The sequence below is a fragment of the Vibrio sp. vnigr-6D03 genome (assembly GCF_002835515.1).
GTDB classification, from domain to species: domain Bacteria; phylum Pseudomonadota; class Gammaproteobacteria; order Enterobacterales; family Vibrionaceae; genus Vibrio; species Vibrio penaeicida.
In genome coordinates this window covers 17,099-32,309 of the sequence record NZ_PIZL01000015.1, presented here as the reverse complement: position 1 = coordinate 32,309, position 15,211 = coordinate 17,099, and the positions used below count along the sequence as shown (strand labels likewise).

7 protein-coding genes are annotated in these 15,211 nt (G+C 46.8%); all 7 read right to left on the bottom strand.

Annotation, left to right across the window (positions count from 1 at the left end; translation table 11 throughout):
- Positions 1–2 precede the first annotated feature (2 nt).
- Positions 3–698: a 5'-methylthioadenosine/S-adenosylhomocysteine nucleosidase gene (gene mtnN / locus CW749_RS12095; RefSeq protein WP_101112395.1), complete on the bottom strand. Its 696-nt coding sequence runs from the start codon at positions 696–698 to the stop codon at positions 3–5.
- A gap of 209 nt (positions 699–907) precedes the next feature.
- A complete protein-coding gene (locus CW749_RS12090; protein WP_101112394.1) occupies positions 908–1,771 on the bottom strand; it encodes a hypothetical protein in 864 nt (287 codons plus the stop codon).
- Between the two features lie 132 nt (positions 1,772–1,903).
- On the bottom strand, positions 1,904–2,338 hold the full coding sequence (locus CW749_RS12085) for a DUF1499 domain-containing protein (protein ID WP_101112393.1): 435 nt from the start codon (positions 2,336–2,338) through the stop codon (positions 1,904–1,906).
- Positions 2,339–2,423: 85 nt separating this feature from the next.
- On the bottom strand, positions 2,424–3,836 hold the full coding sequence (locus tag CW749_RS12080) for an FAD-dependent oxidoreductase (protein ID WP_101112392.1): 1,413 nt from the start codon (positions 3,834–3,836) through the stop codon (positions 2,424–2,426).
- Positions 3,837–3,849: 13 nt separating this feature from the next.
- Entirely contained in the window at positions 3,850–8,313 is a 4,464-nt protein-coding gene (gene gltB / locus CW749_RS12075) for a glutamate synthase large subunit (RefSeq protein WP_101112391.1), read from the bottom strand.
- A gap of 368 nt (positions 8,314–8,681) precedes the next feature.
- Entirely contained in the window at positions 8,682–10,151 is a 1,470-nt protein-coding gene (locus CW749_RS12070) for a glutamate synthase subunit beta (RefSeq protein WP_101112390.1), read from the bottom strand.
- Positions 10,151–14,692, bottom strand: a complete 4,542-nt coding sequence (gltB, locus tag CW749_RS12065) for a glutamate synthase large subunit (protein WP_101112389.1) — start codon at positions 14,690–14,692, stop codon at positions 10,151–10,153. Before gltB (CW749_RS12065) ends, CW749_RS12070 begins: the two co-directional genes overlap by 1 nt.
- Between the last annotated feature and the right edge of the window lie 519 nt (positions 14,693–15,211).

The window sequence follows — 15,211 nt, the reverse complement described above, 5'->3', positions numbered from 1 at the left end:
TGTTACTTCAGTAGGTCAGCCATTTTGAGCACCATTTCCGAAGAACTTTGTGCCGCCAAAGGAAGGAATTCGTCAAAACTCATTGGAGACTCTTTATCTGCAACGTCAGAGATGGCGCGAACAACCACAAATGGAACATTAAATTGGTGACAGGTTTGAGCGATAGCTGCCGCTTCCATTTCTACTGCAATTACAGATGGAAAATTCGTGCGAATAAAAGCCTGGCGTTCTGCGCTGCATACAAAGGCATCACCCGTGCAAATGAGTCCGCGAACTGCGTGCTTGCCATCCATTTTTTCTAGAGCTTGCTCTGCAACTGCCATCAGCTTTTCGTCGGCAGCAAAACCCGCCGGCTGACCTGCCATCTGCCCAATTTCATAACCAAAAGCGGTAACATCCGCATCGTGATGACGAACTTCGGTTGAAATAACAACGTCACCTAAATTCAGAGAAGAATCAAAACCACCAGCAGAACCGGTATTTATCACGACTTCAGGCTGATAGATTTCGAGTAACAAGGTGGTACCAACAGAAGCCGCCACTTTGCCAATACCAGACTGCAACAAAACAGCATCCACACCATTGATTTGACCTGTGTAGAAAACACAACCTGCGCGTGTTTCTTCTTTACAGTGAGTCATTGCTTCTTTCAGGATAGCCACTTCCTGCTGCATGGCACCGATAATACCGATTTTCATTGGACGTCTCTAAGTTAGTATTCAATTACAGCGGATTGTAGCAGGAAAGTTTTGCAGTCTCTAACCCCGTCTAGGCAATATTTTTCGGTAGCGATGGAGCTATAACCTCAAGATCATAATTTCAGTAATGGTTGAATTATTAGTGCTCTTGAGGTTTTTGGCTTCCACAGCGCACGAGCTATGGCTGCTTGCTGATTGCTCTTATTGCGCTAGTTTTTTCTGATTGAAGTTGATGGGATGGTGAGCTGTAAGGTATCGACTAGCTCGTTTAATTGTGTCCCGAGTTCGCTGTTATCAAACTTCATATTTTGATGTGGTTTTAGGTCTTGCAAATAAATGGTGGTCACGGGGTTTTCTGAGTCGTAGGAAGAAACGATTTGCGCAGCATTATCACCTCTTAAGGATTCAATCATTGCGATCAGGAGTTGTGAATTATTGTCTTTAGAGACTTCAGAGAAATCAAAGGTGACGGTGGCAGCATCACTTAGCTGTTGAAGAGCGTTCTCTGTTTGCTTTTGAATATCACTAGAGGGAGTTGTGTCCATCGTGCCGTACTGTATTACGCCGTTTGAACTGGTTAGCTCAGTCGAAACAACCGATACGGGTATTTGTATTGTTTTTTGAATTGACTGGGTTTGTTGTTTTTGAGTGGTTTGGTCTGAGTAGTGTCTAATAGCAGCAGAAGCCGAAGCACCAGTATTTGCGGCATTAAGTATGAGCCGAACAGTATCGGTGTTACTGCGATCGCCACTGTCCCTAACATACAGCTGGAATTCATAGGTACCTGCCAATGTCGGATTGATAATGGACGCCTTCAACTTATCTGTATTGAGAATACTTAACTGCTGTGGACCAGATCGCTGAGTCCAAGAGACGGTTTCAATATCATAGACACTGGGTGATGTTGATGCTGTACCGTTTAGGGCAATACTACTAACAGGAAGCGTGTGCACTTGATCATTGCCAGCGTTGACGGTTGGCTTGGTGAGTTTTTTTGCCTCATCGGTGTCAACACTGCATCCTACTAACGCGACCATCAAAGCTGGAGCGGCAAGCTTTAACCATTTAAACATAATTCATTCCCTTTACTATTCAATGTGTTGATATTGAATGTACCGTTATTGGATTGAATTATCGTTGGTTGAAATGAGACGGTTTGTGTCTAAGTTGGACACAAACCAATTTAGGCACAAGTGAAGTGCTGATTATGGGGTAATTAAACCTTGCTCTAACAAGCTACTGCGAAGTTCGTCCGTGCGCTCTCTGTTTACGCCAAAGTCGGAGTGACCCGTGCGGGATTCAGAGCGTACGATCAGTTTGTCTCCCTCAATTTTGATTTCTAAATCGTCGACAAACCCGAAGAAATCACTGGTGTATTCTATTCGAATGTAAGAGCCATCTTTTACTGCCGTTAGCGAGCCCGGCATTGATAGCGCCACGGTTTCAATTTGCTCAATGGTGATATCGCTTGATGCTAACGTGAAAGGCTGCAGAATAAAGTCTTCACGGTGTTCAAGGGTGGACACGCAGTTAGGGCTATCGCCACAAGGATGAGAAGTTCTGTCTGGAATGGAAACAGGTTCTTGGCTACAAGCCGAAAGGAAAACTAAAGAGCCTAAGACGACGCTGATGGTTTTCATTGGTGAACTCTCCTTTGAATGAAAAAAGCAAAGAATAACGGCATTCTTTGCTTTTAGAGTAAGTGTTAAGGGTAGTGTTGGCGAGTTAAACTTCTAAGAAATCGAGGATTCCTTCCGCAGCTTTTCTGCCTTCATCAATGGCCGTTACTACTAAATCGGATCCTCTTACGGCGTCACCGCCTGCGAAGATCTTCTTATTGGATGTTTGGTATTGAAATTCTTGGTCGGAAGGTGCTTTGATGCGACCCCATTGATCCAAGTCCACACCAAAAGGTTCTAACCAGCTCATTTTGTGTGGTTGGAATCCAAAGGCCATGATCACCGCATCGGCATCCAGAATGTGTTCGCTTCCCGCGACGGGCTCTGGTCGGCGACGTCCAGCGCTATCGGGTTCACCCAGCGCGGTTTTCACCACTTTCACGCCCACGACTTTGCCTTCTTTGTTCACCTCAATACCAAGCGGCTGAAGGTTGAACATGAAGTTTACGCCTTCTTCTTTAGCATTTTTTACTTCACGGCGAGAGCCGGGCATGTTGGCTTCATCGCGTCGGTATGCACAAACAACGTTGCTTGCACCTTGGCGAATGGACGTGCGAACACAGTCCATCGCAGTGTCTCCTCCGCCAAGAACCACCACGCGCTTGCCTGCCATATCGATGTATGGGTCGGTTGTATCCAGTTCCATCACTTTATACGTGTTGGAAATGAGGAATGGCAACGCATCATATACGCCAGGCGCTTCTTCGTTTTCTAAGCCTGCACGCATATTTTTATAGGTGCCCACGCCTAAGAAGACAGCATCGTAATCATCAATGAGTTCTTGAAGTTGTACATCTTTGCCAACTTCCACGTTCATTTTAAATTCGACGCCCATATCACTGAAGATACGACGGCGATTTTCCATTACCCCTTTTTCCAATTTGAAAGAAGGAATACCAAACGTCAGTAAGCCTCCGATTTCTGGGTAGCGATCAAATACGACTGGCTTTACCCCATTTCGAACCAAAATGTCGGCGGCAGCAAGACCGGCTGGTCCCGCACCAATAATGGCGACTTTTTTGTCTGTCCATTCCACGGCAGACATGTCGGGTTTCCAGCCCATTTCGAAGGCTTTATCGGTGATGTACTTTTCGACGTTACCTATGGTGACAGCGCCGAAGTCGTCGTTAAGCGTACAAGAACCTTCACACAGGCGATCTTGTGGACACACACGCCCGCACACTTCGGGTAGGCTATTTGTTTGGTGAGACAGCTCTACTGCTTCTATGATTCTTCCTTCATTGGCAAGCTTTAGCCATTGAGGAATGTAGTTGTGAACAGGGCATTTCCACTCACAGTAAGGGTTTCCGCAGTCAAGGCAGCGATCAGCTTGTGCAGTTGCTTGCTGATTGGTGAAGGGTTCGTAGATTTCTACAAACTCGATTTTACGTATTTTTAGCGGCTTTTTAGCCGGATCGACACGTTGAACATCGATAAATTGGTATACGTTCTGGCTCATGAATCTCTCCTAATTACTGTGCCTGAACACGCAACTCAGCTGCGCTGCGACTTTGGTGACCGAGCAATGTTCTCAAGTCAGAGGCTTGTGGTTTCACAAGGTAGAACTTAGGAATCCATTCGTCGAAATTTGCCAGAATTTCCTCAGCATGTGCTGAGTTGGTTTCGTCCAAATGTTCTGATATCAACCCTCTCAAATGCTCTTGATGGATGTAGAGATCCGAGAGCGATAGAGCTTCAACCGATTCTGTGTTCACACGCCCTTTAAAGTCGTCGTTCGCATCCAGTACATAGGCAAATCCGCCTGTCATACCCGCTCCAAAGTTCACGCCTGTTGCGCCAAGAATGGCAACAACACCTCCCGTCATGTATTCACATGCGTTGTCGCCTGCGCCTTCGATGACAGCAATGGTGCCAGAGTTTCGAACGCCAAAACGTTCACCAGCTTTACCAGCCGCAAACAGTTTACCGCCTGTTGCACCGTACAAGCAGGTGTTGCCTATAATCGTTGCTTCATTACAGCGGAATGCGGTACCTAAGTGTGGCTTGATGGAGATTTTTCCGCCTGCCATGCCTTTACCGACATAGTCGTTCGCATCACCAGTCAGGTAGAGCTCAACACCTCCAGCATTCCAAACACCGAAGGATTGCCCAGCAGTGCCATTTAAGTACAACTTAATGGGTTGGGTAGCCATTCCCTGATTACCATATCGCTTGGCGATTTCACCAGACAAACGCGCACCTACCGAGCGATCGGTATTAATCACATCGTAGTAAAAGTTAGCACTTTGCTTGGCTTCGACTGCCGCCATGGCATCGGAGATGATTTTTTGGTTTAACGCAGCGTTATCAAATGGAGTATTGGGCTCAGTCCAACTGACAGGGTGCCCTTGCGGCGAGATTGGCTTCTCCAAAATTCCCGAAAGATCGAGCTTGCTTTGTTTTGCCGTCATACCTTGAACGGCTTCCAGCAAGTCGGTGCGCCCTATTAAGTCTGTGAGTTTTTCAACGCCCAGCTCAGCTATGATTTCACGTACTTCTTCGGCAAGCCCTGTGAAGTAGTTGACAACCATATCTGGCAACCCTTTGAAATACTGCTTACGCAGGGTTTCATCCTGAGTAGCAACGCCCGTTGCACAGTTATTTAGGTGACAGATTCGGAGGAACTTACAGCCCATCGCAACCATTGGAGCGGTACCAAAGCCGAAGCTTTCTGCCCCTAAAATGGCGGCTTTTACGACGTCTAAGCCCGTTTTTAGTCCACCATCCACTTGCAAACGGATCTTATGACGTAAGCTATTGGCCACTAATGCTTGCTGAGTTTCTGCAAGCCCCAGCTCCCAAGGGCAGCCAGCATATTTCACAGACGTTAATGGGCTGGCTGCGGTGCCGCCGTCGTAACCGGATATGGTAATGAGATCGGCATACGCTTTGGCAACCCCCGTCGCAATGGTGCCGACCCCTGGCTCGGAAACCAGTTTGACGGAAACCAATGCATTAGGGTTAACCTGCTTTAGATCGAAAATCAGCTGAGCCAAATCTTCTATCGAATAAATGTCGTGATGAGGAGGCGGTGAAATCAAGGTGACACCTTGCACCGAGTAACGCAGTTTGGCAATTTCAGCCGTCACTTTGTGACCCGGAAGCTGACCACCTTCACCCGGTTTTGCCCCTTGGGCGACTTTGATTTGTAATACGTCAGCATTGGTCAGGTAGTGCGGGGTAACGCCAAATCGACCCGATGCCACTTGTTTGATACGTGAATTACGGTCCGTACCAAAGCGACGCGGATCCTCACCGCCTTCACCGGAGTTTGAGTAGCCGCCTAAGCGATTCATCGCCATGGCTAAGGCTTCGTGTGCTTCAGGGCTGAGTGCACCAATCGACATGGCCGCTGAATCGAATCGCTTAAAGAGTTCGGTGTTTGGCTCTATTTTTTCTAGTGGCAGCGCTTTGTCTGCTTTCTTTAGTTTCAATAAGTCACGCAACATGGCGACAGGACGTTCATTAACCTGCTTAGAAAAGGACTTATAGTCACTGGTTTCTCCCGAATTAACCGCCGTTTGTAATGTGCTGACGACATCTGGGTTGTAGGCGTGAAATTCCCCACCGTGGACAAATTTCAACAATCCACCGTGGTCGATGGGCTTGCGTTTTGCCCATGCTTTACGAGAAAGATTGAACACATCTTGTTGGAAATCACTGAATGAAGCGCCTTGGATTCGGCTTGTCACCCCTTTGAAACAAAGATCGACAACATCTTGGTGCAATCCAACGGCTTCAAACAACTGAGAGCAGCGATAGGAAGCGATGGTCGAAATGCCCATTTTGGACATGATCTTATATAGCCCTTTATTGATGCCGTTGCGATAGTTCAGCATCGCTTCTCCGTAGGAGCGTTCCAGTGCACCATCATCAATGGCTTTACCTAAGGCTTCGTAAGCTAGATATGGATAAACCGCAGTCGCACCAAAGCCCAGTAATACTGCGAATTGATGAGGATCGCGTGCCGTAGCCGTTTCCACAATAATATTGGCATCACAGCGTAAATTGGCATTGATCAGATGAGTTTGTACCGCACCCACTGCCATTGCAGCCGGAATCGGCAGTTTCCCTTTCTGGATATCACGATCGGATAAGACAACCAGTACCGTGCCTTGGCGGACAACGGTTTCAGCTTGCGCGCACAAATCATGGATGGCTTGCTCGAGTGATTTTTCTTCAGGATCAAAGTTGATGTCCAGGATGGTATTTCGGTAATGTTCGTCATTCAGTTCAAGCAACTGCAACATATCGGAATACAGCAAAACCGGTGATTCAAAGGCAACTCGATGTGCGTGACCGTCGGTTTCGCAGAACACATTCATTTCCTGACCCACGCTGGTGGCCAGTGACATGACGTGTTTTTCACGAAGAGGATCAATCGGTGGGTTGGTGACCTGTGCAAACTTTTGACGGAAGTAATCCGTTACCAAGCGCTCTTTGGAAGATAAAACAGCCATTGGGGTATCGTCGCCCATTGAGCCGACGGCTTCTTGCCCCATATCACCCAGTACTCGAAGGACTTGATCGACTTCTTCATTACTCATCGCAAATTGCTTTTGATAAGTTTTGAGCTCATCGTTATCAAAATTGCGTTGACCCACTTCATCGTCTTTTAACTCTGCGAAGGGCGTTAAGCGATGAACGTTGTTTTCCATCCATTCACGATAAGGGTGACGGCTTTTTAGGTCGCTGTCGATCTCAGACGATTGCCAAAGTTTTCCTTTTCGAGTGTCGATAACCAGAAGTTCACCGGGACCAACACGTCCTTTTTCAGAGACTTCATCTGGCGTGTAATCCCATATACCGACCTCTGAAGCGAGTGTAATCAGATTGTCTTTAGTGATGACATATCGAGCTGGGCGCAGCCCATTTCTATCTAAGTTACAGGCTGCGTATCGACCGTCCGATAAAACGATCCCCGCAGGACCATCCCAAGGCTCCATATGCTTTGAGTTAAAGTCATAAAACGCACGCAGATCGGGGTCCATGTCTGGGTGATTTTGCCACGCTGGTGGAACCAGCATCCGCATGGCACGGAACACATCCATACCACCGGCTAAGAACAAATCCAACATGTTGTCTAAGCTGGATGAATCAGAACCTGTTTCATTCACAAATGGCGCGGCACTTTGTAAGTCTGGTAGCAGTGGCGACGAGAACTTGTAAGCGCGTGCTCTAGCCCATTGGCGGTTACCTTCAATCGTATTGATTTCACCGTTGTGCGCTAAATAGCGGAATGGTTGAGCCAGTGGCCAGCGCGGTTGCGTGTTGGTGGAGAAACGTTGGTGGAACAAGCAAATCGCCGATTCCATACGTAGATCCGCCAAGTCCAAATAGAATCGAGGTAGATCCGCAGGCATGCACAGCCCTTTGTACACAATGACTTGAGTCGATAGGCTGCAGATATAAAAATCGTCATCGTCTTGAATTTGTTTTTCAATACGGCGACGAGCAATATACAGGCGACGTTCAATATCGCGTTCCCGCCAACCTGCTGGGGCTGAGATAAACACTTGCTCGATGTTAGGAACGGACTCATTGGCAATCGGACCTAAAACATCGGTGTTGATGGGAACATCACGCCAACCAACGACAGTGAGTGTTTCTCTTGCTAGTTCTTCGTTAATTACGCGTTTGGCTTCTTTGGCTTTTTCAGGATCTTGGCTAAAGAAGACCATGCCAACCGCATACTGTTTGCCTAGGTTCCAACCTTGTTCTTGGGCGATAATGCGCAGATAAGTATCTGGCTTTTGAAGTAGTAATCCGCAGCCATCACCCGTTTTACCGTCGGCGGCGATACCACCACGGTGAGTCATTCTGTCGAGTGCTGAAATAGCAGTGCGGACGAGTTTGTGACTCGGCTGACCTTCCATATGGGCGATCAAACCGAATCCACAGTTGTCTTTTTCAAGACGTGGATCGTATAGAGCCATTGCAATTCTCCCTTTGCTTCCTACCTTCCTGGTAAGGGAATTGTGTAACTTATATTTTTATAGTTATGTGGAGTGGCGTAGTAATTATAGTTGCCAAACTCTCTGTTTTCTTAACATTGCGGTGTCATTTTGTTATCACCAGCTTCACAACCTATAGCTAATGATAGAAAACGTCAAGTTATTGGATATTTGTCGGTATAACTAAGGAAATTTGGTGATTTGCCTCGTTTATTTGTCATGTAAACAATGAGTTAGAATGATGTTTTTAACATTTTATTCACAATTGAAGGCAAAAAAATGCCAGCAACAAATGTTGCTGGCAAAGTTCAGGAAGGAGTTGGCAAAGCAACGTATCGCTTTGCCTATTTTTATACTGAAAGCATCAGCGAATCGGCTTTTGCTTCTAAATTGGTGTTGCCCATTAAATGGGCATCAATAGCGCGAGCAGATTCGCGCCCTTCATTGATGCAACGAACCACTAGTGATTGTCCAGTACGCATATCACCTGCAGCAAATACACCTTTTTGGTTCGTTTGGAAATCTTGAGTAGCAACGTTACCGCGCTCATCAAGCTTGATATCCAATTGCGCAAGAATACCGGTTGGTTCTGGGTGCAAGAAACCCATGGCCAAGAAAGCCAAATCACATGGAATCACGCGCTCACTTCCAGCAACTTCATCAAATGATGGACGCTCACCAGGTTTGGCGTCTTGCCATACGATATCGGCAATACGTAAACCCGTTACTTGACCTTCATCGTTACCGACAAATTCTTTGGTCAGGATATTCCAGTGGCGGTCACACCCTTCTTCGTGGGAAGTAGAGGTGCGCATGATCATTGGGTATTGAGGCCATGGCATGTTAGCAGGTCGTTTCTCTGGTGGAATCGGCATGATTTCAACCTGAGTGATGCTCGCCGCTTTGTGACGGTTAGAAGTACCCACACAGTCAGAACCTGTGTCACCACCACCAATCACGACAACATTTTTGCCTTTGGCGTGAATTTCTTTGGTTTTCAGATCCATGTCGTTTGCACGGCGGTTGTTCTGACCTAAGAACTCCATCGCAAAGTGCACGCCGTTCAGTTCACGACCCGGTACTGGTAAATCGCGTGGTACCGTAGAACCACCCGTTAGCAATACCACATCGAAGTCTTGACGAAGTTGCACTGCGTTGATGTCTACACCAATGTGCGCATTCACAACAAACTTGATGCCCGCTTTTTCCATTAAATCGATTTTACGATCAATAACAGACATGCTGAGTTTGAAGTCAGGAATACCAAAGCGCAGTAAGCCACCCACTTTTTCATCACGTTCGAATACCGTGACTAAGTGGCCCGCACTATTAAGCTGTTCTGCAGCAGATAGACCAGCAGGACCACTGCCGATGATAGCCACAGTTTTACCTGTACGTGAACGCGGTGTTTTCGGTTTGGCATAACCTTCGCGATACGCCGTTTCAACGATGGTTTTCTCGATGTTACAGATGGTGATTGGATCTTGGTTAATACCCAATACACACGAACTCTCACAAGGAGCAGGGCATACGCGGCCGGTAAATTCTGGGAAGTTATTGGTGGAACTTAGAATGTTCCACGCCTCTTCCCAGCTGTCGCGAAAGACTGCATCATTAAATTCAGGAATGATATTGCCGATAGGGCAGCCGTTATGACAAAATGGCACACCACAATCCATACAGCGAGAAGCTTGAGTATTGATTTTGGTGCCGAACTCTTCGTTCAGCACAAATTCTTTGTTGTTTTCAATTCGAACGCTAGGGTCAAGCTTTCTTGGAAGCTCACGACCATGCTCTAAAAATCCAGTAGGCTTACCCATTATACTGCCTCCACTTCTTCTTTCTGTTCTGCTTCCGCTTTACGCTTTTGAAGTACCGCTTTGTAATCACGCGGCATAACTTTCACCATAGTGGTTAAGCTTGCTTCAAAATTATCAAGGAAAGACTGAGCAACTTCACTTCCTGTGAATTCAACGTGCTTGGTCAGCATGTCGAGTAGCAGGTCTTTATCTTCTTGTTCAATTGGGTCTAAATCGACCAGTTCAGCATTCAGCTTGGTTTCGAAATCACCTGCTGTATCCCAAACGTAAGCGACACCGCCGCTCATGCCTGCCGCGAAGTTACGACCTGTAGAGCCAAGAATAACGGCTGTACCACCTGTCATGTATTCACAACCGTGGTCACCTACACCTTCAACAACTACCTTGGCACCAGAGTTACGAACACAGAAACGCTCACCAGCTAGACCACGAATGTAGGATTCACCGGAGGTTGCGCCGTAGAAACATACGTTACCTACAACGATGTTGTCTTCCGCGACAATGCTGGATTTGGCGTCTGGATATAGCACCAAAGTACCGCCTGATAAGCCTTTACCCCAGTAATCGTTCGCATCACCTTCCACTTCGAATTTCACACCTTTCGCAAGGAATGCGCCAAACGACTGACCAGCACTACCGTGGAACTTAACGTTCATTGGTTGAGGTAATCCTTGGTCTTTGTAGACTTTGGATATTTCGTTGGAAAGCATGGTACCAGCACTGCGGTCGGTGTTGATGATAGGCAGTGTTGCACTGACTGGTTCACCGAATTCTAGAGCTGGCTGTGCCAGTTGAATCAACTGGCGATCCAGTACTTCTTCCAAGTTGTGGTTCTGCTCTTTCTGGTTGTAAACACCGTCTTCTTCACGCGCTTGCTCGATGTGCAAGACAGGTGAAAGGTCTAGGTTTTTGTACTTCCAGTGAGCGATGTTTTCACGCACTTTCAACTTGTGAGACTGACCTACCATTTCAGCGATAGAGCGGAAACCAAGTTCAGCCATAATTTCACGTAAGCCTTCTGCCATGTATTGGAAGAAAGTCACGACATCTTCTACGCGACCATCGAATCGTTCACGTAGCGTTTTGTTTTGTGTTGCGATACCAACTGGGCAAGTGTTCTTATGACACTTACGCATCATGATACAACCTTCAACGACAAGAGCGGCTGTTGCCACGCCCCATTCTTCTGCACCGAGAAGTGTCGCCATGGCTAAATCACGAGGGGTTTTCATCTGACCATCAGACTGAACCACTATGCGGTTACGCAAACCATTCTTAAGAAGGGTCTGGTGCGTTTCTGCCAAGCCCAATTCCCACGGCAATCCCGTGTGACGGATTGAAGACATTGGCGAAGCACCTGTACCACCATCGAATCCGGCAATGAGAACGACATCAGCTTTTGCTTTAGCAACACCAGAGGCGATCGTACCCACGCCTGCTTCAGAAACCAGCTTCACGTTCACACGACCTTTTCGGTTGGCGTTTTTCAGATCGTAAATGAGCTGTGCCAAATCTTCGATAGAGTAGATATCGTGGTGTGGTGGTGGTGAAATCAGACCAACTCCTGGAGTTGAGTGGCGAGTAGCACCAATCCAATCATCGACTTTGTCACCAGGCAGTTGTCCACCTTCACCAGGTTTCGCACCCTGCGCCATCTTGATTTGGATTTCGTCAGCGTTAGTTAAGTAGTATGACGTTACACCAAAACGACCCGATGCCACCTGCTTGATAGCAGAGCGTTCCCAGTCGCCATTTTTCTTACGCTCGAAACGCGCAGGGTCTTCACCACCTTCACCTGAGTTCGATTTCGCACCAATGCGGTTCATCGCAACGGCTAGTGTGGAGTGCGCTTCATATGAGATAGAACCGAAAGACATTGCACCTGTCGCAAAGCGTTTTAGGATACTTTCGATAGGCTCTACTTCTTCAAGAGGAATCGATCCTGCTGGGTTCTTAATGAAGTCCAACTGGCTACGCAGTGTTGCTGCATCATCACCTTGGTCATCGACCGCTTTCGCGTATTGCTTGAACTGACCAAAATCTTTGTTTCGTGTCGATTGCTGTAGCAAAGAAATGGTTTCAGGGTTGAACAGGTGCTTTTCACCACGCTGTTTCCACTGATAAACCCCACCTACATCCAGTACTTGTACTGGGATTTCACGTGTTGGGTAACCGACGCGGTGACGAACCAATACTTCTTTGGCAATGTCATCAATGGTTAAACCTTCGATACGTGTCACCGTACCTGTGAAGTATTTTTCTACGACAGATTTGCTAATACCCAACGCTTCGAAGATTTGCGCACCGTGGTACGACTGCAATGTTGAGATACCCATCTTAGAGAAGATCTTGAGCAAGCCACCATTGACGCCCTTACGGTAGTTTTCGAATAGAACATCCGAAGGCGTTTCAGGATCGAGCTTACGCTTCTTCTGAAGATCGATAATGGTTTCTGTTACCAAGTATGGGTTTACGGCATTTGCACCGTAGCCACATAGCGTTGCAAAGTGGTGCGTTTCACGCGCATCACCTGTTTCTACAACGATGTCACACTTCGCACGTAACCCTTTACGGATCAAGTGGTGGTGAACAGCGCCAACAGCCAGCATTGCTGGGATAGCTGCGTGGTTAGAGTTAACGGCACGGTCAGTCAGCAGGATGATGGAGTAGCCATCAATCACGGCATCTTCTGCGTATTGGCAAATGCGCTTCAATGCTCGCTCAAGCTTGCCTTCTTCTTCGCTTGCTCGGAATACAATGTCGAGTGTTTTAGCTTGCAAGTGCTCGTTGTCGATTGCGCGCAGTTTTTCTAGCTCGGCATTCGAAAGAACAGGGGATTCCAGCTCTACTTTCTGACAGTGTTCAGGGGTTTCGGCTAGCAGGTTTTGGTCTTTACCTAAGTAGGTATTCAAAGACATCACCATACGCTCACGAATTGGATCGATTGGTGGGTTGGTTACCTGAGCAAAAAGCTGCTTAAAGTAGTTAGATAAGTGCTGAGATTGATGTGACAGTACAGCCAGCGGCCAGTCGGCACCCATAGCGCTCAACGGCTCTTTACCATCTTTTGCCATTGGTACGATGATTTCATTGACTTCTTCCGAGCTCACACCAAACGCTTGCTGATGATGCATCAAGCGCTCTGAACTTGGCTGGTGGTGTTTGTTACCGGCTTCTGGTAGCCCTTTCAGGCTCAGAAGGTTGTCTTCCACCCACTGCTCATAAGGCTGTGCATTGGCAATGCCATCTTTCACTTCTTCATCAGAAATGATGCGACCTTGTTCTAAGTCGGCAACGAAGATACGACCAGGTTGTAAGCGACCACGGAATTCAACGTTCTCTGGCTCGATTTCAACCACACCAGATTCTGATGCCATGACTAGGAAGTCGTCTTTGGTCACTGTGTAGCGAGAAGGGCGCAGACCGTTACGGTCAAGTGTTGCCCCTACTTGAACACCGTCGGTGAAACAAACAGAAGCAGGACCATCCCAAGGTTCCATGATATTGGCATGGTACTGGTAAAACGCACGGCGCGTTGGGTCCATATTTTTGTTTTCTTGCCAAGCTTCAGGGATCATCATCATAAGAGCATGAGGCAAGCTACGACCAGAAAGTACTAGGAGCTCAAGCGCCATATCAAAGTTAGATGAGTCTGAGCTACCTTCCTGACAGATAGGCAGCAGCATGTCGATTTCTGCCTGAGTAAACAGGTCAGATTCCAAAATGGCTTCACGCGCTTTCATCCAGTTAAGGTTGCCGCGAACAGTGTTGATTTCACCGTTGTGTGCAATGTAACGGAAAGGCTGAGCTAAACGCCATCTTGGGAATGTATTGGTAGAGAAGCGAGAGTGAACCAATGCCAGCGCAGTAACCATTGTAGGGTTTTGCAGATCCAAGAAGTACTGAGGCACTTGTTCTGTGGTTAGCTGCCCTTTGTAGACAATGGTTTTGTACGACATGGAGTTGATGTAGAAATCATCCCCAATGTTCGACACACTTTCTAAGCAAACACGGACGGTGTAGTTTCGCAGAACATAAAGTTTACGCTCCAGTTCTTCTGGTGTCGTACCCGGACCGCCTGTGATAAAGACGTGCTCAAACTGAGGTTCAGTGCTAAGAGGATCAGCACCAATCATGGAGTTATCGACAGGGAGAACACGATAGCCTAGAACTTCAAGATCTAAGCGCTTTGCATTACGTTCAAGAATATCTCGGCATTGTGCACGTTTGTGCTCATCTTTAGGGAAGAGGACAACACCCGCACCGTATTTTTCAAAAGAAGGCAATTTAATGCCAAGCTTAACCGTTTCTTCCAACAGGAATTCGTGTGGCTTCTGCAGTAAAATACCAGCACCGTCACCCGAACACGGATCACAACCCTGACCGCCGCGGTGTTCCATGCGAGCAAGCATATCAAGCGCCTGCGTCACTACATCATGAGATTTACGGTTTTTTAGGTGAGCAACAAAACCGATACCACAAGCGTCATGCTCCAATTCGGGAGTGTATAGACCTTGTGTCTTTTGCTCTCTATCTACCATAGATACTTCCTTCCAGTTTATTACAGGCGCGGGTTACTCGCGTAAACGCACCTGTTCCTTTTAATTATGAAATCGAAACCATCTATGTTGATGGTCTGAATCCTTTCTGTTCTTCGCGGAAATATAATTAGCGAAGATAACTAATCCTTGGTGATATCCATTATGATTCGCCTGATTTTTAGGCATTTGTATTGGAGGGAATGGATATCTTCCGATTTATTCGCGCTCTTTTATTGGCCGACATTGCTCAAAAAAACGTGATTTGTGTAACTATCCTACATTTTTGTAATAGTAAATTCCATCCAAACTTAACGCAGAATGTGTGTTTTTTCAGCTGATTTATGCAGTTTTAGCTTAAAAAAACGATAACATCTGCAAAAAATCCTGTATTTTCTGCATCTTTATTGATTTTTGTTCGTAATTCATCTTTTTCGTGCTTCTACAATTTGGTGATAATTTTCGGTGATATGTAATTAAATTACATAAATGAGAATGATTCTCGTTTGATGTTTTTTCGTT

What these genes read in the sequence shown, in the direction of transcription:
- mtnN (WP_101112395.1), bottom strand. Translation starts at nt 698, where the DNA reads ATGAAAATCGGTATTATCGGTGCCATGCAGCAGGAAGTGGCTATCCTG.
- CW749_RS12085 (WP_101112393.1), bottom strand. Translation starts at nt 2,338, where the DNA reads ATGAAAACCATCAGCGTCGTCTTAGGCTCTTTAGTTTTCCTTTCGGCT.
- CW749_RS12070 (WP_101112390.1), bottom strand. Translation starts at nt 10,151, where the DNA reads ATGGGTAAGCCTACTGGATTTTTAGAGCATGGTCGTGAGCTTCCAAGA.
- gltB (WP_101112389.1), bottom strand. Translation starts at nt 14,692, where the DNA reads ATGGTAGATAGAGAGCAAAAGACACAAGGTCTATACACTCCCGAATTG.
- gltB (WP_101112391.1), bottom strand. Translation starts at nt 8,313, where the DNA reads ATGGCTCTATACGATCCACGTCTTGAAAAAGACAACTGTGGATTCGGT.
- CW749_RS12090 (WP_101112394.1), bottom strand. Translation starts at nt 1,771, where the DNA reads ATGTTTAAATGGTTAAAGCTTGCCGCTCCAGCTTTGATGGTCGCGTTA.
- CW749_RS12080 (WP_101112392.1), bottom strand. Translation starts at nt 3,836, where the DNA reads ATGAGCCAGAACGTATACCAATTTATCGATGTTCAACGTGTCGATCCG.